Annotated in this window: 26 protein-coding genes; 16 read left to right on the top strand and 10 right to left on the bottom strand. The window is 61.4% G+C overall.

Going from position 1 to position 20,363, the window contains the following annotated elements; translation table 11 throughout:
• Nucleotides 1-73 precede the first annotated feature (73 nt).
• Nucleotides 74-580 (bottom strand): 30S ribosomal protein S9, encoded by a 507-nt coding sequence (gene rpsI / locus QFZ30_RS04640; protein WP_307073916.1) that lies wholly within the window; start codon nucleotides 578-580, stop codon nucleotides 74-76.
• A 38-nt stretch (nucleotides 581-618) separates the two neighbouring features.
• Nucleotides 619-1,062 (bottom strand): 50S ribosomal protein L13, encoded by a 444-nt coding sequence (gene rplM, locus QFZ30_RS04635; RefSeq protein ID WP_307080040.1) that lies wholly within the window; start codon nucleotides 1,060-1,062, stop codon nucleotides 619-621.
• A 310-nt stretch (nucleotides 1,063-1,372) separates the two neighbouring features.
• Between rplM and QFZ30_RS04630 the strand changes: the two genes are divergently transcribed.
• The 10 genes from QFZ30_RS04630 to QFZ30_RS04585 all read left to right on the top strand — a co-directional run bounded on the left by QFZ30_RS04630 (nucleotide 1,373) and on the right by QFZ30_RS04585 (nucleotide 9,943).
• Nucleotides 1,373-2,038, top strand: coding sequence for a prepilin peptidase (locus QFZ30_RS04630; RefSeq protein ID WP_307073914.1), 666 nt, complete (start codon nucleotides 1,373-1,375; stop codon nucleotides 2,036-2,038).
• A 219-nt stretch (nucleotides 2,039-2,257) separates the two neighbouring features.
• Nucleotides 2,258-2,524, top strand: coding sequence for a Flp family type IVb pilin (locus QFZ30_RS04625; protein WP_307073912.1), 267 nt, complete (start codon nucleotides 2,258-2,260; stop codon nucleotides 2,522-2,524).
• Nucleotides 2,525-2,638: 114 nt separating this feature from the next.
• The gene (locus QFZ30_RS04620) at nucleotides 2,639-3,046 is read left to right on the top strand and encodes a TadE/TadG family type IV pilus assembly protein (protein ID WP_307073910.1); all 408 of its coding nucleotides are present in this window, start codon (nucleotides 2,639-2,641) and stop codon (nucleotides 3,044-3,046) included.
• Complete coding sequence (locus QFZ30_RS04615; protein WP_307073908.1) at nucleotides 3,034-4,023, top strand: TadE/TadG family type IV pilus assembly protein; 990 nt, start codon at nucleotides 3,034-3,036, stop codon at nucleotides 4,021-4,023. Before QFZ30_RS04620 ends, QFZ30_RS04615 begins: the two co-directional genes overlap by 13 nt.
• Before the next feature lies 1 nt (nucleotide 4,024).
• Nucleotides 4,025-4,801, top strand: a complete 777-nt coding sequence (gene cpaB, locus QFZ30_RS04610) for a Flp pilus assembly protein CpaB (protein WP_307073906.1) — start codon at nucleotides 4,025-4,027, stop codon at nucleotides 4,799-4,801.
• Nucleotides 4,798-5,991, top strand: a complete 1,194-nt coding sequence (locus QFZ30_RS04605; RefSeq protein ID WP_307073905.1) for an AAA family ATPase — start codon at nucleotides 4,798-4,800, stop codon at nucleotides 5,989-5,991. Before cpaB ends, QFZ30_RS04605 begins: the two co-directional genes overlap by 4 nt.
• Nucleotides 5,992-7,557, top strand: coding sequence for a CpaF family protein (locus tag QFZ30_RS04600; protein ID WP_307073903.1), 1,566 nt, complete (start codon nucleotides 5,992-5,994; stop codon nucleotides 7,555-7,557).
• 1 nt (nucleotide 7,558) lies between these two features.
• Nucleotides 7,559-8,491 carry a type II secretion system F family protein gene (locus QFZ30_RS04595; RefSeq protein ID WP_307073901.1) on the top strand — a complete coding sequence of 311 codons (933 nt, stop codon included), beginning with the start codon at nucleotides 7,559-7,561 and terminating at the stop codon, nucleotides 8,489-8,491.
• A gap of 9 nt (nucleotides 8,492-8,500) precedes the next feature.
• Entirely contained in the window at nucleotides 8,501-9,385 is an 885-nt protein-coding gene (locus QFZ30_RS04590; protein ID WP_307073898.1) for a type II secretion system F family protein, read from the top strand.
• Between the two features lie 93 nt (nucleotides 9,386-9,478).
• On the top strand, nucleotides 9,479-9,943 hold the full coding sequence (locus QFZ30_RS04585) for an Hpt domain-containing protein (protein ID WP_307073896.1): 465 nt from the start codon (nucleotides 9,479-9,481) through the stop codon (nucleotides 9,941-9,943).
• A 13-nt stretch (nucleotides 9,944-9,956) separates the two neighbouring features.
• Here the strand turns inward: QFZ30_RS04585 and QFZ30_RS04580 are convergent, their stop codons facing one another.
• Nucleotides 9,957-10,745 carry a response regulator transcription factor gene (locus QFZ30_RS04580; protein WP_307073894.1) on the bottom strand — a complete coding sequence of 263 codons (789 nt, stop codon included), beginning with the start codon at nucleotides 10,743-10,745 and terminating at the stop codon, nucleotides 9,957-9,959.
• Nucleotides 10,746-10,997: 252 nt separating this feature from the next.
• On the opposite strand from QFZ30_RS04580, the gene QFZ30_RS04575 reads away from it, so the two are divergent.
• From QFZ30_RS04575 to QFZ30_RS04550, 6 genes are all read left to right on the top strand, one after another.
• On the top strand, nucleotides 10,998-12,671 hold the full coding sequence (locus QFZ30_RS04575) for a PAS domain-containing sensor histidine kinase (protein WP_307073892.1): 1,674 nt from the start codon (nucleotides 10,998-11,000) through the stop codon (nucleotides 12,669-12,671).
• A gap of 135 nt (nucleotides 12,672-12,806) precedes the next feature.
• Nucleotides 12,807-13,358 carry an alternate-type signal peptide domain-containing protein gene (locus tag QFZ30_RS04570; protein ID WP_307073890.1) on the top strand — a complete coding sequence of 184 codons (552 nt, stop codon included), beginning with the start codon at nucleotides 12,807-12,809 and terminating at the stop codon, nucleotides 13,356-13,358.
• Nucleotides 13,359-13,442: 84 nt separating this feature from the next.
• Nucleotides 13,443-13,937 carry a hypothetical protein gene (locus tag QFZ30_RS04565; protein WP_307073888.1) on the top strand — a complete coding sequence of 165 codons (495 nt, stop codon included), beginning with the start codon at nucleotides 13,443-13,445 and terminating at the stop codon, nucleotides 13,935-13,937.
• Nucleotides 13,934-14,557 (top strand): signal peptidase I, encoded by a 624-nt coding sequence (locus QFZ30_RS04560; protein WP_307073886.1) that lies wholly within the window; start codon nucleotides 13,934-13,936, stop codon nucleotides 14,555-14,557. The genes QFZ30_RS04565 and QFZ30_RS04560 overlap by 4 nt, the downstream gene beginning before the upstream one ends.
• Nucleotides 14,544-15,164 carry a SipW-dependent-type signal peptide-containing protein gene (locus QFZ30_RS04555; protein WP_307073884.1) on the top strand — a complete coding sequence of 207 codons (621 nt, stop codon included), beginning with the start codon at nucleotides 14,544-14,546 and terminating at the stop codon, nucleotides 15,162-15,164. Before QFZ30_RS04560 ends, QFZ30_RS04555 begins: the two co-directional genes overlap by 14 nt.
• A gap of 6 nt (nucleotides 15,165-15,170) precedes the next feature.
• Nucleotides 15,171-16,187, top strand: a complete 1,017-nt coding sequence (locus QFZ30_RS04550) for a signal peptidase I (RefSeq protein WP_307073882.1) — start codon at nucleotides 15,171-15,173, stop codon at nucleotides 16,185-16,187.
• A gap of 5 nt (nucleotides 16,188-16,192) precedes the next feature.
• Here QFZ30_RS04550 and QFZ30_RS04545 read toward each other — a convergent pair whose 3' ends face one another.
• From QFZ30_RS04545 to infA, 7 genes are all read right to left on the bottom strand, one after another.
• The gene (locus QFZ30_RS04545) at nucleotides 16,193-17,083 is read right to left on the bottom strand and encodes a tRNA pseudouridine synthase A (RefSeq protein WP_307073880.1); all 891 of its coding nucleotides are present in this window, start codon (nucleotides 17,081-17,083) and stop codon (nucleotides 16,193-16,195) included.
• A 31-nt stretch (nucleotides 17,084-17,114) separates the two neighbouring features.
• Nucleotides 17,115-17,705, bottom strand: a complete 591-nt coding sequence (rplQ, locus tag QFZ30_RS04540) for a 50S ribosomal protein L17 (protein ID WP_307073877.1) — start codon at nucleotides 17,703-17,705, stop codon at nucleotides 17,115-17,117.
• Nucleotides 17,706-17,776: 71 nt separating this feature from the next.
• Nucleotides 17,777-18,787, bottom strand: coding sequence for a DNA-directed RNA polymerase subunit alpha (locus tag QFZ30_RS04535; RefSeq protein ID WP_131131310.1), 1,011 nt, complete (start codon nucleotides 18,785-18,787; stop codon nucleotides 17,777-17,779).
• Between the two features lie 130 nt (nucleotides 18,788-18,917).
• Nucleotides 18,918-19,319, bottom strand: a complete 402-nt coding sequence (gene rpsK / locus QFZ30_RS04530; RefSeq protein WP_018769149.1) for a 30S ribosomal protein S11 — start codon at nucleotides 19,317-19,319, stop codon at nucleotides 18,918-18,920.
• A gap of 52 nt (nucleotides 19,320-19,371) precedes the next feature.
• Entirely contained in the window at nucleotides 19,372-19,746 is a 375-nt protein-coding gene (rpsM, locus tag QFZ30_RS04525) for a 30S ribosomal protein S13 (protein WP_307073874.1), read from the bottom strand.
• A 175-nt stretch (nucleotides 19,747-19,921) separates the two neighbouring features.
• Nucleotides 19,922-20,035, bottom strand: coding sequence for a 50S ribosomal protein L36 (rpmJ, locus tag QFZ30_RS04520; RefSeq protein ID WP_009358722.1), 114 nt, complete (start codon nucleotides 20,033-20,035; stop codon nucleotides 19,922-19,924).
• A 70-nt stretch (nucleotides 20,036-20,105) separates the two neighbouring features.
• The gene (gene infA / locus QFZ30_RS04515; protein ID WP_009358723.1) at nucleotides 20,106-20,327 is read right to left on the bottom strand and encodes a translation initiation factor IF-1; all 222 of its coding nucleotides are present in this window, start codon (nucleotides 20,325-20,327) and stop codon (nucleotides 20,106-20,108) included.
• Between the last annotated feature and the right edge of the window lie 36 nt (nucleotides 20,328-20,363).

The raw sequence follows: 20,363 nt of genomic DNA, 5'->3' as shown, positions 1-20,363 counted from the left end.
CACTTCATACGCCATGGATTAACGGCGGAAGCCCGCCCCGCCAATGGCGGGACGGGCTTCTGTGCAAGCGGATTTAGCGCTTGGAGTACTGCTGAGCCTTGCGGGCCTTCTTGAGACCAGCCTTCTTGCGCTCGATGACGCGTGCGTCACGGCGCAGGTAGCCGGCCTTCTTCAGGGTGGCGCGGTTGTTCTCGGTGTCGATCTCGTTCAGTGAACGGGCGATGCCGAGGCGCAGGGCACCGGCCTGGCCGGAAATGCCGCCACCGTGGATGCGGGCAATGACGTCGTAGGCGCCGTCAAGATCGAGGATCTTGAAGGGCTCGTTGACGTCCTGCTGGTGCAGCTTGTTCGGGAAGTAGTTCGCCAGCTCGCGGCCGTTGATGGTCCACTTGCCGGAACCCGGCACAACGCGGACACGGGCAACAGCTTCCTTGCGGCGGCCAACAGCCGCGCCGGCAACGGTCAGTGCCGGACGCTCCTTCTTGGGCGCAGCAGCCTCGGCAGCTCCGCTTTCCGAGGTGTAGCTGGTCAGGGTTTCCTCAGCCTCAACGGCTTCGGTGGTCTCTTCGTTCTGAGCCACGGTTCTCCTTGTATAGATAAGTTGTTTGGTGGCCAGGACTACTGGGCGACCTGGGTAATTTCGAAAGTCTTGGGCTGCTGGGCGGCGTGGGGGTGCTCTGCACCGCGGTACACCTTCAGCTTGCCCAGCTGCTGTGCAGCGAGGGAGTTCTTGGGGAGCATGCCCTTGATGGCCTTCTCAACAGCGCGGACCGGGTTGGATTCCAGCAGTTCCGCGTAGGTGACGGAGGTCAGGCCGCCCGGGTAGCCGGAGTGGCGGTATGCGCGCTTCTGCTCCAGCTTGGCGCCGGTCAGGGCTACCTTCTCGGCGTTGATGATGATGACGAAGTCGCCCATGTCCATGTGGGACGCAAAGGTGGCCTTGTGCTTGCCGCGCAGCAGGATTGCGGTCTGGCTCGCGAGACGACCAAGGACAACGTCTGTGGCGTCAATGACGTGCCACTGGCGGTTGATATCGCCGGGCTTCGGGGTGTACGTACGCACGGTTTTTGCCTCGTTCTTGTTCTGGCGTTCTTGTTTAGGTGTCACTCAAGCGTGTGCACCTACTATCTATGCGCTACCGGAACAGAGGTGAGGGCTCCATGTAACCAGTCATCCTGAAGTCCCGAATGTGCTCGTTGAGTAGTCATCCTGCAACCGGATTCTCAAGCGGGCACGCATCATCGAGAAAGGACACGCACAACGACTACCAATAGTAGCTTGAAGCGGGCGTCAGGGTCAAAATGGGGTATCCGGTCTCGGGGTGCACGCGTGCCTTGGCCTGCGCCGGCCCGTTCCAGCCCTGGGAGTATGCGTGTCCTCAGCAGATATTGCCTCCGGCGCTGGACCGCTTTTCGTCCTCGCAGTAGGCCTGCTCGGCGTACTCCTTGGCGTGCTCACTGAACTGCTGATCGCCCGCTCGCTCCCCCGCCTTGGCGGATTGCCTTCCATCAGGTCCAGAATTACGACGGCGGTCCTCACCGCCGCGCTCTGCGCTGCCTTGGCGCTGCGGATCGGGATGGACTGGTCCTTGCCTGCTTTTCTGGTGCTTGGGGTGCTCGCCGTGCAGCTGGCGCGGATCGATCTGGCCCACCACCTGCTCCCCAATGCCCTCGTTTTGGCGCTGCTCATTGGCGGCTTGGCGCTCTTCGCCATGAGCAGCTCGTTCTCGGCAGCCTGGTCCTCGCTGCTGCGGGCAGTCGCCGGCGCGGTCATATTGTTCTTTATCTACCTGGTTCTGGCTCTTATTTCCCCCAGCGGGATCGGAATGGGCGACGTGAAGCTCGCCGCACCCGTGGGCCTGTTCCTGGGCTACTTGGGCTGGAGCCACCTGTTCTACGGCGGTGCCCTGGGCTTCGTGCTGGGCGGGATTGCCTCCGTCGTGTTGATTTCGCTGAAACGAGCGGGAAAATCCTCGGAAGTGGCGTTCGGGCCCGCGATGCTGGCGGCGACACTCGGCGTTGTCTTGTCCGCAGCCTGACCGGACCTCACGGATCCCGCAGGATGGAAGAGGACCTTTTGTACACGGGAAAAGTAGGCAAATGCAAGGTTGGCGCAGTGAAACCGCAGGAAATGCACAGCTTGGGAAAGCTTTACACAGGAAATGGCAAATTCCGTACTTCCAGGGGAAATCTCGTTGCATTCTATTTTACAGAGCTGGTGACGGACCAGCTTCCCTTCACTCGCTCAGGAGTTCAAAATGCTTTCTCTCTACACGAACGTCTCTGCCCGCCTTCACCGCGATGAAAAGGGTGCGACCGCCGTCGAATACGGCATCATGGTCGCCCTCATCGCCGTCGTCATCATTGCCGCTGTCACGCTGCTGGGTGGCAGCATGAAAGAGACCTTCATCAAGGCTCAGTGCTCCGTCTCCGGTAAAGCATTTGTTCCCGCTGTGGCCGCTGTCCCCGCTGACGCCGCTGGAGCTGGGGCTGTCGCTGCGGTTGACGCCAAATGCGCGGCTTAATCGAGGCAGCCACGCTCTCTACCTCGTAACCTGTGGACGGGTGGCGGAGGCCTCAACAGCCTCCGCCACCCGACTCACATTTCGTGGCCAATACGCTTTGAGGAAGGTGACGCCATGTGGCGAACATCCGAACGCGGCGCTGTCGCGGTTGAGTTCGCGCTTTTGGCACCTATCCTCATCATGCTGTTCTTAGGCATCATGGAGTTCGGTCGCGCCTACAACGTGCAGATGTCACTTACGAATGCAGCGCGTGAGTCCGTCCGTTCCATGGCGATCAGCAATAGCGCGATACCTGTCAGCGAGAAGAAGGCCGCCGCGCTTGCGGCAGCAAACAAAGCAATTACTTTCGGTGCCACGCTTACAGCAGCAAATATTGATTTTAATCCATCAAGTTGCCCTGTTACCCCCGGTGCAGCAGTCCCGCAAATCTCAGTTGTTGTTCACTACACGCTTCCCACCATAACCGGAATCGCAGGCCCGTTCGCCATGACAGGGAAGGGAACCATGCTGTGCGGCGGATAGCAGAACCAACCGATAGGGAACGCGGCGGGACCGCCGTCATCGTCGCCATACTCATGGTGGTGCTGCTCGGTTTCGCGGCCATCTCCATTGACGTCGCCAAGCTCTACTCCGAACGCGCGCAACTGCAAAACGGCGCAGACGCAGCGGCCTTGATGGTGGCCCAGAAATGCGCCAAGGATAAGGCGGATACGAACTGCTCCGAAATATCTCCGCTGGCTGCAGACTTCGCCAATTTGAATTCGGTGGATGGGCTGAGCAACATGAAGTCCATCGACCTCGACAAGGATAACGGCACGGTCCGGGTGACAACAGGTGCGAAAGAAGCCGGCGGCGCCACGAACAGCGTCTCGCTTTTCTTCGCGGGTGTCCTCGGCATCCCCAGCGCCGAGGTATCAGCCACTTCGAGCGTTCAGTGGGGCACACCGTCAAAGGGCCCCGTGATCCTGCCGCTGGCAATTGCTGCATGCAAGTTCAACCTGGATGCTGCAGCCGGCGTGGGAAGCGAGCAAGTGCTTGAGTTGGCAGTCAACGGCTGCGGGGGAATTCCAGGCGGATTTGGTTGGCTGAAGGATTCAAGGGATGGCGAAACGGATGGCGAATGCGGCATCACTGTGACCGTCGGCACTGCCGACCATGAAGGAACCTGGGTTTACAGCGATCCCGGTGCCAGCATGCCTTCCGTGTGCACCGCGGACGACCTAAGCAAGATGAACAATCAAACCGTGCTTCTGCCCCTCTACGCCGTCGCGGCAGGGACTGGCTCCGGGGGTGAATACTACATCAAGGGCTTCGCAGCCTTTCACGTAACCGCCTACCACTTTGCCAGCGCAAGTTGGCAAATATCCGGCGGCCAGATTTGCAACAAATGCCTTCGCGGGCATTTCGTGGAGTACGTCTCGCTGAGCAAAGCCCTTGAACTCGGCAACACCCCCGACTACGGGACGTCTGTAGTCCGCCTCACAATTGGAGAACCCTGACGTGAAGTCACGCCTAGTAGCCGGGATCGCGGCCATCGTCCTCGCCATCGTCGGCGCCATGTTGGTTATGTCTTATGCCCAGGGCGCGGACCAGCGGGCCGTTAAGAACCTCGAGCCCGTGGCGGTCCTGGTTGTGAAGACGGCCATTCCCGCAGGCACTCCGGTGGAATCCATGGCGGCCTCGTTGGCAACGGAGCAACTTCCGGCAGCAGCAGTGACTGACTCGTCCCTCAAGTCCCTTGACGCCTCAACGGGCAAGGTGGCTGCCGTGGACCTCGTACCAGGCGAACAGCTTGTGGCCGAGCGCCTGATCGCTCCAGATGAACTCAAAACGCAAGGATCGGTGGAAGTTCCGGCCGGCCTGCAGGAAGTCTCCTTCCAGCTTGAACCGGACCGCGTGGTTGGTGGCCGGCTAGCCCCCGGCGACCATGTGGGCATCTTCGTGTCCATGGACACAGGTGGCCTGGAGGCCAAGGCCGACAAGGAAACCACCAAGCTGACCGTCCGCAAGGCACTCGTCACGGCCGTCCAGCGGGCGCCCGTAGCAACGCCAAAAGCCGCCCCCGCGCCGACGGCGAGCGCTGACCCTAACGCAGCCGACCCGCAGGACACCACCCTGCCAACGGGTTCCCTCATGCTGACTGTTGCCGTCACTGATGTTGACGCAGCCAAGATCGTCTTCGCCGCGGAGTACGCCAAAATGTGGCTCAGCAAGGAACCCATCGACGCCACTGACAGCGGCCCCCGGATCATTCAGCGGAGCGAGGTCTACAAGTGAGCCGCTTCGTCCTGATCACACCAAATGCGGATTTTGACAGCCGGTTGCGGCAGGCAGTGGCGGGCGGTCTCCAAGGCGGTGTCCAGACATTCTTCACGAACGTCCTACCCGCAGGCCCGTACGACTTGTTCGCACAGCTCAACCAGGAACAGCCGGAGGTCCTCATCCTGGGACCGGATGTACCCATTGATGAGGCACTCCGCCTGGCCACCGTGCTCGACGTCCAGCTACCTGACCTTACGGTTCTCCTGGTTAGCGAGCCTGACCCGGAGCTCATCCTGCATGCCATGCGTGCCGGTGTGCGTGACATCCTCAGCCCGTCCGCGGAGCCCGCCCAGCTGCGGGTGCTGTTGGAGCGTGCCTGCCAGTCCTTCGCCAGCCGCCACCGCGCAGGCCAGCCGCAGCAGGCCCAGAGCGGCAAAGGACGGGTGATCGGCGTTTTCTCCCCGAAAGGCGGTGTCGGGAAAACCACCATCGCAACCAATCTCGCCGTCGGCCTGGGCAAAGTGGCGCCGATGAGCGTAGTGGTGGTGGACCTCGATCTGCAGTTCGGCGACGTTGCCTCCGGGCTCTACCTCAGCCCGGAGCACACTGTCACGGACGCCGTCTCCCCCGCGGCCAGCCAGGACACCCTGGTGCTCAAGGCCTTCCTCACGGTGCACCCCTCGAGCATTTACGCCCTGTGCGCACCTGATAACCCTGTTGAAGCCGACCATATCGCACCCGAGCAGGTCACCCGGCTGCTGGAACAGCTGGCGGAAGAATTCCAATTCGTGGTTGTTGACACCGCCCCCGGCTTGCCGGAGATCGGGCTGGCGGCCATGGAGGCCTGCACCGACGTCGTCTGGGTCAGCGCCATGGACATCCCCAGCGTCCGCGGCCTGCGCTCCGGATTGGACATCCTTCGCCAGCTCGACATTCTCCCCGAGGGGCGGCACGTGGTCCTGAACATGGCGGACGCTAAATGCGGGCTTTCTGTTCAGGACATCGAATCAACCATTGGTGCTCCTGTCGATGTCAGCGTGCCAAGGTCCCGTGCCGTGGCGTTCTCCACCAACCGTGGCGTTCCCGTTCTTCAGGAAGCCAAAAAGGATCCCGCTGTCAAGGGACTCAGCCAGCTCGTGGAGCGTTTCAGCGCTGCCGGGCAGGCAAAGATCCAGCGGCAAAGCCACCGCCGGGTGGTGGTCTAGATGAAGCTGTCCGAACGCATCCAGGCGGCCCAGGCGAAGTCCCAGCCTGCCGCTGTCCCTGCCGCAGCCCCCACCCCGGGTGCCCCCGCAGTGACAGCGCTTCTGCCGAATACCGGAGGGACCCTACCTGCCACGCACGCACAAACGGCGGCAACCACTCCTTCGATCCGCCGTGAAGGCGGCCAGCCGACAACAGGGCGTCAGGAGCCGGCAGCGAAGCCTCTCCAGCTGTTGGCTGAGCAACACGATGTCTTCAAGGCCAAGACCCAACAGCCGGTGGATGCGTTCGCCGCCCTCAAGCAGAGGGCGGCGACCGCCCTCTTCGAGCGGATGGGAGCCCGATTCAACGACTCCACCATCACCGAGAAGGAGCTGCGAAGCACGGCCCGTGAGGAACTCAGCCGCATCATCGACGCGGAGCAGGTTCCGTTGACGGCTGACGAGCGTTCCCGTCTCGTCGCCGACGTGGCCGACGACGTGCTCGGCTACGGCCCGTTGCAGCGCCTGCTGGACGATCCGGCGGTCACCGAAATCATGGTGAACCGGATGGACCAGATCTATGTGGAGCGCAAGGGCCAGCTGACTCTGACCGAATCCCGGTTCGGCTCGGAGGATCACCTGCGCAAGGTCATCGAGCGAATCGTTTCCAAGGTGGGACGGCGCATCGATGAGTCGTCCCCCCTGGTTGATGCGCGCCTGGAAGACGGCTCCCGTGTGAATGCCGTGATCCCTCCGCTGGCCGTCGGCGGGTCTTCGCTAACCATCCGTAAGTTCAGCAAAGTTCCCCTGACGGTGAAGAACCTGATCGACTTCGGAACTCTCACCCCGGAAATGGCGGAACTGCTCAACGCCTGCGTCAAGGCCAAGCTGAACATCATCGTCTCCGGCGGTACCGGTACCGGTAAGACCACGCTGCTTAACGTTCTTTCATCGTTCCTCCCGGCCGACGAGCGCATCGTGACCATCGAGGACGCCGTTGAACTCCAGATGCAGCAGGACCACGTGGTCCGTCTGGAAAGCCGGCCACCGAACACCGAGGGCAAGGGCGAAGTGACAATCCGTGAACTGCTCAGGAATTCGCTCCGTATGCGTCCTGACCGCATCGTGGTGGGTGAGGTCCGTGGCGGAGAATCCCTGGACATGCTCCAGGCGATGAACACGGGCCACGACGGCTCGCTTTCCACGGTCCACTCCAACTCCCCGCGCGACGCCGTTGCACGTTTGGAGACCCTGGTCCTCATGGCGGGCATGGATCTGCCTCTACGGGCCATTCGCGAACAGATCGCATCTGCGGTCAACCTGATCATCCAGATCTCCCGTCTAAGGGACGGTACCCGGCGCATCACGCATGTGACCGAGGTCCAGGGCATGGAGGGCGACATCGTCACCCTCCAGGACGCCTTCGTCTTCGACTACTCGGCCGGTGTGGACCAGCACGGACGGTTCCTCGGCTCTCCCATCCCTACAGGCATTCGTCCACGGTTCATCGACCGCTTCGAGGACTTGGGCATCCACGTATCGGCAGGCGTGTTCGGCGCCCCCTTGGCCTCCAGCGGGAGGCACTGACGTGGTCCTCACATTTGGAATCATCCTCGTGGTTGGCGCAGTCGCCCTCGCAGGGGTCGCGGTGATGATCCCCCGCACCCCTTCCGTGCCGATGGACCGCCGTCAGCCTTTCCGCACCGAGTCAGATTCCCAGCTGACGCGCTTCGCCGGATCCGCGGTCCAAGGATTGGAGCGTTTCCTCGCCAAGCGCAATGTCCGCTTCTTCAACCGGGAAATTCTTGAAAATGCAGGTTTGCGCCTGAGCCAGGCGGATTTCCTGCTCCTGGTGATCATCGGTGCCTTCGTAGGGGCCCTGGTTGGCCTCGTCGTCGCCGGACCCCTCTTGGCCATCCTTCTGGTGATCGCGGCACCGTTCGTTGGCCATTTAGTGATCGGCTTCCGCACGGGCAAGAGGCGGACAAAGTTTGGTGACCAGCTGGGCGACACGCTGCAGTTACTGTCCGGCAGCCTGCGGGCGGGACACAGCATCCTGCGTGCCGTTGACGCCGCCGCCAACGAATCACAGGCTCCAACCTCCGAGGAGATGCGCCGGATCGTTTCGGAGACCAGTCTCGGGCGGGACCTGCTCGTTTCGCTCAACGACACTGCCGCACGCATGCAGAACGAAGACTTCGTCTGGATCTCTCAGGCCATCCAGATCAACCGGGAGGTGGGCGGCAACTTGGCTGAAGTCCTGGACCAAGTCAACGAGACCATCCGCGAGCGCAACGAGATCAAGGGCCACATCAAATCCCTCGCAGCGGAGGGAAAATTCTCCGCCTACATACTCATGGCGCTCCCCGTTGGTATCGTGGCCATGCTCATGATGGTTAGCCCGGGTTACATGGACAAGATGGTTTCCACCGTCCTGGGCTGGATCATGATCGTCGCCTCGATCATCATGATGACTATCGGTGGTCTCTGGATGCGCAAGATCATCGACCTGAAGTTCTGAGCCAAAACCATGAGCCCTTTGATACTTCTCGCCCTCCTCCTTATTTGCCTGCCGCTCGGCTATCTTGCCTGGTCTCTGCTTTCCACGGACAAAAAGGGCCAGGCTGTTGCCCGCGATATTTTGTCCCGTGGCGCCCACCGGGCCGAAGCAGAAAAGATAACCAGCAGCGGTCCGCTGGAGAAGATCGGCCGCCGCATCACTCCTGCCGGCTATGTGCAGAAGCTCGACCACCTGCTTTCCCTGGCCGGCCGCCCCGCGAACCTTCCGCTTGGCCGGGTACTTGCGGCGAAACCCGTCCTCGGTCTGGCGGGGGGCCTCGTGGGGCTCTGGCTCAGCTCGGTAGGCACGACGCCGATTATGAAGCTCGCGGGACTGTTTGTCCTGATCTTGGGCTACTTCATTCCGGACCTCCTTCTCTACAGCAAGGGACAGGAACGGCAGAAGGTTATGCAACTGGAACTGGCCAACACCCTGGATCAAATGCTTATCTCGGTGGAAGCCGGCCTTGGTTTCGAGGGGGCCATGGCTCGAGCTGGCGAGAACGGAAAGGGCCCGCTCGCGGAAGAACTGGTACGGACCCTGCAGGACATGCAGGTTGGCCGTAGCCGCCGGGAATCTTATCTGGCCCTCGCCGAGCGGACCAGCCTTCCGGAGCTCCGTAGCTTTGTCCAAGCCATCGTTCAAGCAGATACCTATGGCATTGCCATCAGCCGTGTCCTCAGGGTCCAGGCGAAGGTGATGCGCGTGAAGCGGCGCCAGCGGGCGGAGGAGAAAGCCATGAAGCTTCCGGTGATGATCCTGTTTCCCCTTCTGTTCTTCATTTTCCCGGTGCTTTTTATTGCAATTCTGGGCCCGGCTGTCATCAATGCCGTTATGACGTTCAGCGCTAAGTGACATGGGATCCTCAAGCGTCAATGATCCCGCAAGGTTTCCACAGGATCTCCCTAAATCCAGATTTTCGAAATAATCAGGAAGTAGCCTTAGGCCATGAACATTCCACAGCCCGGCACCAGCGATGGAGGTGTCCCCGCGGACACCTCGTCGGCGGGGTCGCGGCTCGGTGCGGATGCTGGAATATCTCCTGACGTCGAAGAACTGCTCCCCTTGGTCGATGCCAGCATTCTTGAGGACCTGGAAGACCAGCTGAACGGATCAGAACTTGCTGTCCGCTTCGCCCGCGACTACGCGGCCATGTGGGATCAGCGTTGCGCCCGGCTGGCCGCTGCGGTGCAAAGCGAGGACGGAGCGGCGGCCCTTGACGCGATCATCAGCTTGAAGATTACGTCTGCCATGGTTGGTGGCGTCCGTCTGGCACGGCTCGCGGAGATCCTGGAAAAGGTGATTCGTCAGGGCGACTTTGGCCGAGGCCAGGAACTTATGGAACGAGTCGCCCATAACGGCGACCGGACCGTCTCGGAACTCCAAGACAATTACATCCTGAAGAACGGTTAGGTCCAGCCTGCCCCTAGCCCTGCTGATCCGGGCTCTTCGGCGCCAGCCGATATCCGACCCCACGCACTGTCTGAAGCCAGCGTGGAGACAGCGGGTCCTCCTGAAGCTTGCGCCGCAGGTTACCGATGTGCACTTCTACCGCCCGCTCATCGGCTTCGCTGATGTAGGTGTCGTCCTCGTAGAAGTCTCCCCTCACCGCACGCACGAGATCAGCCCTGGTGGAAACCGCACCGCCACCCTTTAACAGTTCGTGTAAGAGATCAAACTCGCTTCGGGTCAGCCCCAGTTGTTCACCGCGGACTACGACAGAGCGGGTTCTGGAATCCAGCGTCAGCCCGTTGTGCTGAAAGACGCCGGGATCCACCACGGACGCAGCGGCAGCAGGAGTTGCCGTCCACGCTGCTGGCACCTGTACCTCACCGTTGACCTCGTGGCGGGGCCGGCGCATCATCGCCGCCAGCCTCGCCCGAAGCTCGCGTGGCCTGAACGGTTTGGCGATGTAATCGTCCGCTCCCGCGTTCAGCGCCGACAGGAGGTCCGGCTCTTCGGTCCTGCCAGTCAGCATCACCACGTAGGCATCGCTGAAATAGCGGATCCGCCGTAGCACTTCAAACCCATCAATGTCAGGGAGGCCGATGTCCAACGTGACCACGCTGGCTTGCTTATGCCGCACAACTTCTACGCCCTCCCGCCCGTCAACGGCGGTGTGGACCTCAAAACCTGCCTGAGTCAGAACGCCCTCCAGAAGGTTGCGAATATCCACGTCATCTTCGATTACTACTGCTACTCCAAGATCGTCCATTGTTATCCCCATGCCAGGTGGAAATGCCCCCCATCAGCCCAGCGCCAATGCCATCTCCACTCCAACTGTCTCTACGCTACAAGCAAGGATGACCGATGACACGCTTTTTCTCTTTCATCTTGCCAAAGTCAATTATGATGACACCAGAAGTACATTCCAGGGACCAGGAAGGCCGGGGGGCCGTGCTCTTGACGAATTCGCTCGCGAACTCATTTTGTACCGGACTAGGACCAAAGAACTTGGGCCTCTCTAGTGACTGATCGCCTCTTGCAGCGTGGCGCAGCGCGGTATTTCAGGCGCTTGGGTCCGCGCACCCAGGTCGCCTTGTGCCAGCTTCCGCTGACGCTGATCGTCGTTGCGGTAGCCGTGGCGACTCCTTTTGCCTGGCCCACCCTGCTGCATAATCCTGTCTATATTTCCGGCATAGTCCTCCACTGTCTACTTTTCGTGGGCTGCTTCCTCGTCCCATGGGAGCGGTTGAGTCCAAGCGCCTACCTGGTCATACCGGTGCTGGACCTGCTCGCCATCTGGCTTTCACGCAACGGTGCCGGGTCAATGTTGCCAGGCTTGGCGACACTCGCCATATTTCCGGTTATCTGGCTCGCAGCGTCGGGAATGCTCGCCCGCACCAGCATCATTTTGAGTGTTGTAGGGCCGGTACTCATCCTTCTTCCATCGTTATTGGGAAAATTCCCCAATTTCACAGCGTCGGACATCACGTCAATTGTTCTGCTGCCTCTCATGATGCTGGCCGTCGCACTGGCAATTCGCTTTGCCAGCGAGAACATGCGGCTCCAGCAGCGGCAGCTGCAGGAAAAAGACAAGGAACTCCGCGAAGCGCTGGCCGCCACCCGAGACCGCGAACAACTGCTAAAGACGATTCTGGACGCGACCGACGTCGGAATTGTCGCGGTGGATTCAGACGGTCAGCACCTGCTGACTAACAACCGCCAGAAAGTATTCGAGCAGGCTGCAAATCCCACGAACCGCAAGCTGGCGCCTCAGGAGGAAAATCAACTAATCTTCGCCCAAGATAAGCTGACGCCGCTGCCCCCGGACAAACGCCCGATCCGGCGGGCAATCGAGGGTGAATCTTTCGCGGATTACCTCGTCTGGATTGGAGAGGGAGCCGATCAGCGCGCTGTTTCCACAGCTGCCCGGCCAATGACGGACGACGGCGGCGGCTTCGCCGGAGCGGTGATCGTCTACAACGATGTGACTGGCCTAGTGGACGCCCTCGCGGCAAACGAAGATCTTGTATCCAATGTGTCCCACGAATTCAGGACACCGTTGAATTCCATCCTCGGAAACGTTGATCTGGTGCTCGAGGACGTGGAGGGAACGTCCAAGCTCTCTGCCCAACGCCTTGAGGTTGTAGTGCGTAACTCCGAGAGGCTGCTGGCCCTGGTATCGGACCTGATGCTGTCGGCTTCATCTGCCCTCAAGGTTTATCCGAAGCGGACAGACCTGGCCGGCCTGGTTGAGACCAGCATCGGCTCTGCCCGGGCCCAGGCAGATCAGTCCAACATCTCACTCGTGGCCAATGTTCCTTCGCCCCTCTGGGCTTACGCGGATCCGCTGAGGATCGGGCAGGCGCTCGACAACTTGGTTTCGAATGCCATCAAGTACTCCCCCGGTGGTGGCGTAGTGAGCATCAGTGCCCAAGGTACCGATGACTGGATCCAGCTACGTGTGAAGGACACCGGAATGGGGATGAGTGCCGAAGACTCTACAAATGTCTTCAAGCGATTCTTCCGCACAGACTCGGCGAGGGAAGCCTCGATTGCAGGCGCAGGGCTGGGGCTGTCCATCACCAAGACGATCGTTGAACGCCACGGCGGAGACATTTCCTGTGAGAGCCGCCCCGGTGAGGGCAGCACCTTCACTCTGAGGCTGCCGGCAGATGGGCCTCCCCCGTCATTCTGATCTTGAGCAAGTCTGCGCCAATCTTTGCGGGCATTTGATGTAATCCCTGGGAGCTCTTGTGGAGCGGTCGCAACAATGGGTTCAGCGGGACCAACCCCGCCAGATATCCAAGATCCGGTCTCAGGGGGCCCCACCATGAATAAAGCAATAAAAGGCGCAATCGCCGCCGGTGCCGCCGGCATCTTGCTTCTAGGCGGCGCAGGCACGTTCGCAGTCTGGTCAGATACAGCCACTGTGGATGCCGGCATGGTCTCCACTGGTCAGCTGAGCCTGTCGGTCGCCGCCGGTTCGTGGGCCGAGGCTACGCACGGTCCCATCGCTGACATCGGTACATTCCAGATAATTCCAGGCGACAGCCTCACGTACAACACCACCGTCACAGTCAAGGCCGAAGGTGAAAACCTCCACGCCGAGCTGACAGTACCCACTGTCCTTGTGGCGCCTGTCACCAATGACCTCGGTGCAACTGTCGCGGAACAGGATCTGGCCGTTGCCATGGTTATTGACTCAGAGTCCGTTGATGGAATCGAGGTGGAGGGCAACAGTGTGAGTTTCGACGCGGCCACTACGTACACGATTCCGGTCACAATCACTGTCGACTTCACGGATGTTGCCGTCAACATCGACCAGAACCTGAACATAGATCTGGAGTCCGCTCTGACATTCTCGCTCGAGCAGACGGCGTAGGGCGGGCATTAGGCCTGCATCACGATGAAAAACAGACTGTGGCTGACACTCGTTGGGGGGATGGTGCTCGTTATGTTGACAACAATGAGCACCACCGGGGCGCTTTGGCGCAACGAGGCCACAGTCGACGCTGGAACCGTCACCACCGGCAGCCTCGTGCTGCTGGTGGGCGGCCAGTCGTCACCCTATACATTCACCGCACTCAGCGCAGGTAACCTGACTCCTGGTCAAGCAGTGCGGGCACCGCTGACAGTCGGCAATGGAGGAAGCACGGACATGACATATGGCCTGACTTCTGTAACGGCTACCGCCGTTACCCCGGCCGATCAAAAACTGGCAGCTGCGCTGCTGTTAACGGTGACGATGGACGAGGTCTGCGGGCAAGCTCCATCGCAGGGAGTGGTTCTCCTTGACCGTGTGCCCGTCAATCCATCGGCGACATTCGCCGGGAGTCCGCTGGCGCCGTCGTCGTCCGAGACGCTTTGCATCGAAGTTGCCCTCAACGCCAACGCCCCGATCACCGCTGCTGCAGGCACCACATCCGTGACGTTTACCTTCAGGGGGGATCAAGAGTCATGAGCAGGAAGCACAGTGCAGCTGTTGACGACGCCGCCACCGGCATCGGCTGGTGGCTGCGGCAGATAGCGTCCTGGGTTCTCCTGCTCTCAATGTTTTCCTTGCTGGTGGTAGTGGTTGCAGTTCCGAGGTTTACAGGGTCAACTCCCTATACAGTTCTCACGGGTTCGATGCGCCCGGGCATGCCGCCGGGTAGCCTGGTGGTCACCCGTCCGGTCCAGGCTGCCGAGCTGAAAGTCGGCGACGCCATCACCTACCAGATCCGTTCGGGTGAACCTGAGGTGGTCACCCACCGGATCAAATCCATCTCCCGGACCCTGGGCGGCGAGGCGCTGTTCACCACGCAGGGGGATGCAAACCCGGTCCCCGATGAAACTCTGGTCAAGGCTCGCCAGATCCGCGGCGTGGTCTGGTACAGCATGCCTTTGCTGGGCTACGTCAACGTTTGGCTGACCGGTGAGCAGCACATCTGGGCCGTGGGCGTCGCCGTAGCCCTGTTGCTCGGTTACTCTGCTTTTATGTGCAACGCGGCAGTGGTCGAGTCGCGTCGTTCAAAGCGGCGGCCGGATCCCGCCCGGCTTCTGTCGGATGCTGGCGCAGGAGTGCCAAATGGGACGGCGTAGCGTAACCCCGCAGGGGGCCGTCTCCAGCGAAAGGAGCATCGGGCTCCGCGCGCTGCTGTCTGCAGGAATGGTCCTGGGCCTCGGCGCCGTGGGGACACTCGCGGCGTGGACCGACGAATCGACGGCAACTGCGACTTTCAGCGCCGGCACGCTTGACCTGAAACTCCGGACGCTGCCCGACGGAACACTGGCAGACTCCGTAGCGGTGACTTCCCTGGATATGACTGCCATGTATCCCGGCGTGAGCAAGGCTGCCATGGTGCAGGCCTCCAACTCGGGTTCGCTCCCGCTTACGTACACGGTGACAGGCTCCGCCGTGGCGGGTGCCGGCGGCCTGGGCGGTAACCTCGGCACATCGCTGCTGGTCGGTGTGTACTCCGGCGGATCCGCCAGCAACACGGCGACGACGGGTTCATGCACGGGCACACGAATCGGTACTACAGACGTTACCCTCGTCGGTACATTGATCTCGGTTCCCCGCACCCTTGCGCCGGCCGGCACTGAGAACCTTTGCCTCGTGGTATCCCTGCCAGCCAATGCTGCCAGCAACCTCCAAGGTACAAGCACCACGGCCACCTTTACCTTCAACGCCGGCGTGGGGAGCTGAGCGGACATGCGCAGACTCTCACGCGTCCAGAACAATCTGCTGACCCTGGGTGCCATTCTCGGTGCGCTCTGCCTCCTGGCGGCCATTGTTGCTGTGTTGATCGGCGCCAAGCCGCTGGTTTTCCGCTCGGGCTCCATGGCGCCCGCCATCCCCACCGGTGCTCTGGGGATCAGCATCCCGGTAGAGGCCGCCGCCCTCCGGGCCGGGGACGTCATCAGCGTCGAAACCGCCGCCGGGGTGCGCATCACCCACCGGCTAGTGCAGGCGGACGTTTCCGGAGACACGGCAACGGTAACGCTTAAAGGCGACGCGAATTCAATCCCCGACGCCGAGCCCTACGTTCTCCGCACAACGGAGCGGGTGATAGCCCACGCTCCGCTGCTGGGTTATGCCGTGGCCTGGCTGAGCAGTTCCGCCGCGGTCTTCGCCGGCGGACTCTTCACCGCCTACCTGTTCTATCTGGCTTTCGGTGCTCCAAAACGCCGGGGTTCCCGGCTGGAGCCACCGCAGCCAGAAAGCAGGCCCCAGGGCGGACGTCGTGCCCGCCGTTCCGGCCGCCGTGCCACGAGGCTGACGGCCATGTCGCTGGTAAGTCTCGGTGTCCTCACCGGAGGTGCCCTCCACACCGCTGCACCGAGCCAGGCAGCCTTCACCGATGGCGCACTGGCGACCGGGCAGTTCACCGCGACGCAGTTGCCATCCCCGACGCTTGTATGCATTCAGGACGGAAACAACATCAGATTGAGGTTGACCCGCTCAGGCAGCCTCGCCACGGATTACGCCCTAGTCACTTTAGTCCCAAACGAATCGTGGTCTTCTGGGCTTTGGCCCGGGACAACGGTGACCGTCACCATAGATGCCGACGATAATGCCTTCGATGGCTACAGGCAGGAAAGAGCAATCCAGTTTCAGGCCGCGCAATGGCTACATTCCTGGGTTTCAACTCCGGCCTCCTCACTCACGGTCCAGTACACTCCTAAAGCCCTCCTTGGCCTCGTTCCCGCCAGCCTGGACTGCCCATAAGGAAGCTACTTCCGCACCGCCCGCGTCAGCTCAGCCCTGGCCAGCATCTCGTCCTCGGAAGGGTAGGCCACTTCCTCAAGTACCAGCGGGTGCGGCGCGGCGAGGATGGACTTGGCGTCCCGCTTCTTCGCCAGGAGCCGGTCGTGGAGCCACCCCGGCTCCTCCACTCCCTCACCCACATACAGGGCCGACCCAACCAGGGCGCGGACCATATTGTGGCAGAACGCATCAGCCTGCACGGTAGCCACAATGACGCCATCCTCCCCGCGCTCGAACTCAAAGCGCTGGAGTTCACGGATGGTGGTGGCCCCCTCCCGCGGCTTGCAGTAGGACAGGAAATTCTGCAGTCCCAGCAACTGTGAGGCGCCCTCGTTCAGGAGGTCAACGTCCAGCGGATTCCTGTGCCACAGGGTGAAGTACCGTTCGAGCGGGTCCCACAGGGCAGGACCGTCCGCGATGCGGTAGCTGTAACGCCGCCACAGGGCAGAGAACCGTGCATCGAATCCCACCGGGGCCATACTCACGAGGTGCACCTCAATGGCCCCCGTGAGGTCGCCCAGCCCGCGGCTGAGCGCTCCGCGCAGCCGCCGCAGCAGCGCGACGGCCGGATCCAGCTCCACTCCCCTGTTCAGCCCCACCCACTCGGCCTCAGTCAGGTCGAGGTGCACCACCTGGCCACGGGCGTGCACACCGGCATCGGTGCGTCCCGCCACGGTGACCCGCACGGGCCGGCGGACCAGCAGTTCCAGCGCCTCCTCCAAGACGCCCTGGACGGTGCGCAGCCCCGGCTGCAGGGCCCACCCGCTGAAGGGGCCGCCGTCGTACGATAAATCAAGCCGGATACGCAAAAACCCGCCGCCCCCTGTAACGGGGGCCGCGGGTTTTTGGTGGTTCATAGACACAAGTCTATGCGAAGGAATCAGCGAATTACTTCGCGTCCTTTTCCTCGGCAGCGGGAGTCTCAGCAGCTTCCTCAGCGGCCGGGGCCTCTTCGTTTGCAGCTTCGGTCTCGGCAGCTTCAGCCTCAGCAGCTTCGGTCTCTACAACCTCAGCTTCGGGAGCCTCTTCGGCAGCCGGAGCGGCAGCAGCTGCTTCCTTCTTGTCGGCGTCGTGCTTGGCAGCGGAGGTAGCCTCGGCTACGACGGCCTGCTTGGCGGAAACCGGCTCAAGAACCAGCTCGATGACAGCCATGGGAGCGTTGTCGCCCTTACGGTTGCCGATCTTGGTGATGCGGGTGTAGCCGCCGTCGCGGTTCTCCACTGCCTGTGCAATGTCGGTGAACAGCTCGTGGACGACGCCCTTGTTGCTGATCAGGCCGAGTACACGACGGCGGGAAGCCAGGTCGCCGCGCTTGGCGAATGTTACCAGGCGCTCGGCGTACGGCTTGAGCCGCTTGGCCTTGGTCACCGTGGTGGTGATCCGCTTGTGCTCGAACAGTGCTGCTGCCAGGTTCGCGAGCATAAGACGCTCGTGAGCCGGGCCGCCTCCGAGGCGCGGACCCTTAGTGGGGGTAGGCATAATTGTTTCTCCTCATATGGAAGCCGTGGGCTGGACACACCATGGTGCCCGGCCCGCGGCCAAGATCTGTTTTAGAGTTCGTCGTCGCCGAAGGCGGCGTCGTCCTCTTCAATTGCTGCGGCGCGTGCTGCGAGGTCAAAACCGGGAGGCGAGTCCTTGAGGGACAGGCCCAGTTCAACCAGCTTTGCCTTGACCTCGTCAATGGACTTCGCACCGAAGTTACGGATGTCCATCAGGTCAGCCTCGGAGCGGGCTACGAGTTCACCCACGGTGTGGATGCCCTCACGCTTGAGGCAGTTGTAGGAACGGACGGTGAGGTCCAGATCCTCGATCGGCAAGGCCATGTCCGCTGCCAAGGCAGCATCCGTCGGCGACGGGCCAATCTCAATACCTTCAGCTGCGGTGTTCAGCTCGCGGGCCAGACCGAAGAGTTCCACCAGGGTGGTACCTGCGGAAGCAACGGCATCGCGGGGGGCGATGGCCTGCTTGGTCTCGACGTCGACAATGAGCTTGTCGAAGTCGGTGCGCTGCTCAACACGGGTTGCTTCCACGCGGAAAGTAACCTTCAGCACCGGCGAGTAGATCGAGTCGACCGGGATACGGCCGATCTCGGAGTCGCCGGACTTGTTCTGAGCTGCCGAAACGTAGCCGCGGCCGCGCTCGATGGTCAGTTCGAGTTCGAACTTGCCCTTCGAGTTCAGCGTGGCAATGTGCAGATCCGGGTTGTGGAATTCGACGCCGGCCGGCGGAGCGATGTCCGCGGCGGTGACGACTCCGGGGCCCTGCTTGCGCAGGTAAGCAACAACCGGCTCGTCGTGCTCGGAGGAAACCGACAGGCTCTTGATGTTCAGGATGATCTCAGTGACATCTTCCTTGACACCCGGAACCGTGGTGAACTCGTGCAGCACGCCATCGATCCGGATGCTGGTTACAGCAGCACCGGGGATGGAAGAGAGCAGGGTACGGCGGAGGGAGTTTCCGAGGGTGTAGCCGAAGCCCGGTTCCAGCGGCTCAATGATGAAACGCGAACGGTTTTCGGAGACTACCTCTTCGGAGAGGGTGGGGCGCTGTGCAATGAGCACTTAGGTTTCCTTTCGGCGAGCATCCGCTATATGACGCAACACAGGTGGTGGAAATTCGGTCTGAAGACTTAACGCGGCTGGGCTTGCCCGGACCGTGACGGTCCGGGCAAGCTCCTGCTGCGGGAAAGGCTTAGACGCGGCGGCGCTTGGGCGGACGGCAGCCGTTGTGCGCAGCGGGGGTGACGTCCTGGATGGAGCCAACCTCCAGGCCAGCGGCCTGCAGCGATCGGATTGCGGTCTCGCGTCCGGATCCCGGTCCCTTGACGAAAACGTCAACCTTGCGCATGCCGTGCTCCTGTGCACGCTTGGCAGCAGCTTCGGCAGCCATCTGGGCGGCGAACGGGGTGGACTTGCGTGAGCCCTTGAAGCCAACCTCACCTGAGGAAGCCCAAGAGATAACAGCGCCGTTCGGGTCCGTGATGGACACGATGGTGTTGTTAAAAGTGCTCTTGATGTGCGCCTGGCCAAGCGCGATATTCTTCTTGTCCTTCTTACGCGGCTTGCGAACCGCGCCACGAGTCTTCGGGGGCATTTTTTCTCCTACAGAAAGTTATCGGGGGAGGCGATCGTTAATCCCGCAGGGATTAACGTGCCTTCTTCTTGCCGGCGACGGTACGCTTCGGGCCCTTGCGGGTACGTGCGTTGGTCTTCGTACGCTGTCCGCGTACGGGCAGGCCCTTGCGGTGGCGCAGGCCTTCGTAGCTGCCGATTTCAACCTTGCGGCGGATATCTGCTGCTACTTCGCGGCGAAGGTCACCCTCAACCTTGTAGTTGCCTTCAATGTAGTCACGCAGCTCAACCAGCTGGGTATCAGTCAGGTCCTTGACGCGAACGTCAGCGCTGATGCCAGTGGCAGCCAGGGTTTCGTGTGCACGGGTCTTACCCACGCCGTAGATGTAAGTAAGCGCAATTTCCAGCCGCTTTTCGCGGGGAATGTCTACGCCAGCGAGACGAGCCATAGTGGCACTACTCCTTGAATAAACCGGAGGTCGTAGGCAGTACACCCGCACGTTCTGTGCGGCCCCAGCCTCCGACCGGGGGTTAGCTGTCCGGGCTCATACGTCCCAATTCAGCTTGTGCTGCCTTTATTTACTTGCGTGGGTTAGCAACCCAGGATTTCCTTCGGGAAGGAAATTAGCCCTGGCGCTGCTTGTGGCGCGGGTTCTCGCAGATCACCATGACCCGGCCATTACGGCGGATCACTTTGCACTTTTCGCAGATCTGCTTGACGCTCGGCTTGACCTTCATGGCATTCCTTTGCGTGTGGCAGTTGGTCAACTGGAGCAGCTGTTCCTATAAGCAGCAGCCGCCCAGCAATTTACTTGTAGCGGTAGACGATACGACCCCGAGTGAGGTCATAAGGGCTCAGTTCCACCACTACCCGGTCCTCAGGGAGAATCCTGATGTAGTGCTGGCGCATCTTGCCTGAGATGTGTGCCAGAACGATGTGCTTGTTGGTGAGCTCAACGCGAAACATCGCGTTAGGCAGCGCCTCAGTCACAACGCCCTCGATCTCAATGACCCCGTCCTTCTTGGCCATACCCTCCGCTAACTGTTGTTGCCGCAGCCCTCCGGA

Source organism: Arthrobacter pascens (genome assembly GCF_030815585.1).
Lineage (GTDB): Bacteria > Actinomycetota > Actinomycetes > Actinomycetales > Micrococcaceae > Arthrobacter > Arthrobacter pascens_A.
Note: the sequence above shows the minus strand (reverse complement) of the source record. Positions and strands in the feature narration are given on the sequence as shown.

What these genes read in the sequence shown, in the direction of transcription:
- QFZ30_RS04625 (WP_307073912.1), top strand. Translation starts at nt 2,258, where the DNA reads ATGCTTTCTCTCTACACGAACGTCTCTGCCCGCCTTCACCGCGATGAA.
- QFZ30_RS04620 (WP_307073910.1), top strand. Translation starts at nt 2,639, where the DNA reads ATGTGGCGAACATCCGAACGCGGCGCTGTCGCGGTTGAGTTCGCGCTT.
- QFZ30_RS04600 (WP_307073903.1), top strand. Translation starts at nt 5,992, where the DNA reads ATGAAGCTGTCCGAACGCATCCAGGCGGCCCAGGCGAAGTCCCAGCCT.
- QFZ30_RS04590 (WP_307073898.1), top strand. Translation starts at nt 8,501, where the DNA reads ATGAGCCCTTTGATACTTCTCGCCCTCCTCCTTATTTGCCTGCCGCTC.
- QFZ30_RS04585 (WP_307073896.1), top strand. Translation starts at nt 9,479, where the DNA reads ATGAACATTCCACAGCCCGGCACCAGCGATGGAGGTGTCCCCGCGGAC.
- QFZ30_RS04580 (WP_307073894.1), bottom strand. Translation starts at nt 10,745, where the DNA reads ATGGACGATCTTGGAGTAGCAGTAGTAATCGAAGATGACGTGGATATT.
- QFZ30_RS04570 (WP_307073890.1), top strand. Translation starts at nt 12,807, where the DNA reads ATGAATAAAGCAATAAAAGGCGCAATCGCCGCCGGTGCCGCCGGCATC.
- QFZ30_RS04565 (WP_307073888.1), top strand. Translation starts at nt 13,443, where the DNA reads ATGAGCACCACCGGGGCGCTTTGGCGCAACGAGGCCACAGTCGACGCT.
- QFZ30_RS04560 (WP_307073886.1), top strand. Translation starts at nt 13,934, where the DNA reads ATGAGCAGGAAGCACAGTGCAGCTGTTGACGACGCCGCCACCGGCATC.
- QFZ30_RS04555 (WP_307073884.1), top strand. Translation starts at nt 14,544, where the DNA reads ATGGGACGGCGTAGCGTAACCCCGCAGGGGGCCGTCTCCAGCGAAAGG.
- QFZ30_RS04550 (WP_307073882.1), top strand. Translation starts at nt 15,171, where the DNA reads ATGCGCAGACTCTCACGCGTCCAGAACAATCTGCTGACCCTGGGTGCC.
- QFZ30_RS04545 (WP_307073880.1), bottom strand. Translation starts at nt 17,083, where the DNA reads ATGAACCACCAAAAACCCGCGGCCCCCGTTACAGGGGGCGGCGGGTTT.
- rplQ (WP_307073877.1), bottom strand. Translation starts at nt 17,705, where the DNA reads ATGCCTACCCCCACTAAGGGTCCGCGCCTCGGAGGCGGCCCGGCTCAC.
- rpsK (WP_018769149.1), bottom strand. Translation starts at nt 19,319, where the DNA reads ATGCCCCCGAAGACTCGTGGCGCGGTTCGCAAGCCGCGTAAGAAGGAC.
- rpsM (WP_307073874.1), bottom strand. Translation starts at nt 19,746, where the DNA reads ATGGCTCGTCTCGCTGGCGTAGACATTCCCCGCGAAAAGCGGCTGGAA.
- rpmJ (WP_009358722.1), bottom strand. Translation starts at nt 20,035, where the DNA reads ATGAAGGTCAAGCCGAGCGTCAAGCAGATCTGCGAAAAGTGCAAAGTG.
- infA (WP_009358723.1), bottom strand. Translation starts at nt 20,327, where the DNA reads ATGGCCAAGAAGGACGGGGTCATTGAGATCGAGGGCGTTGTGACTGAG.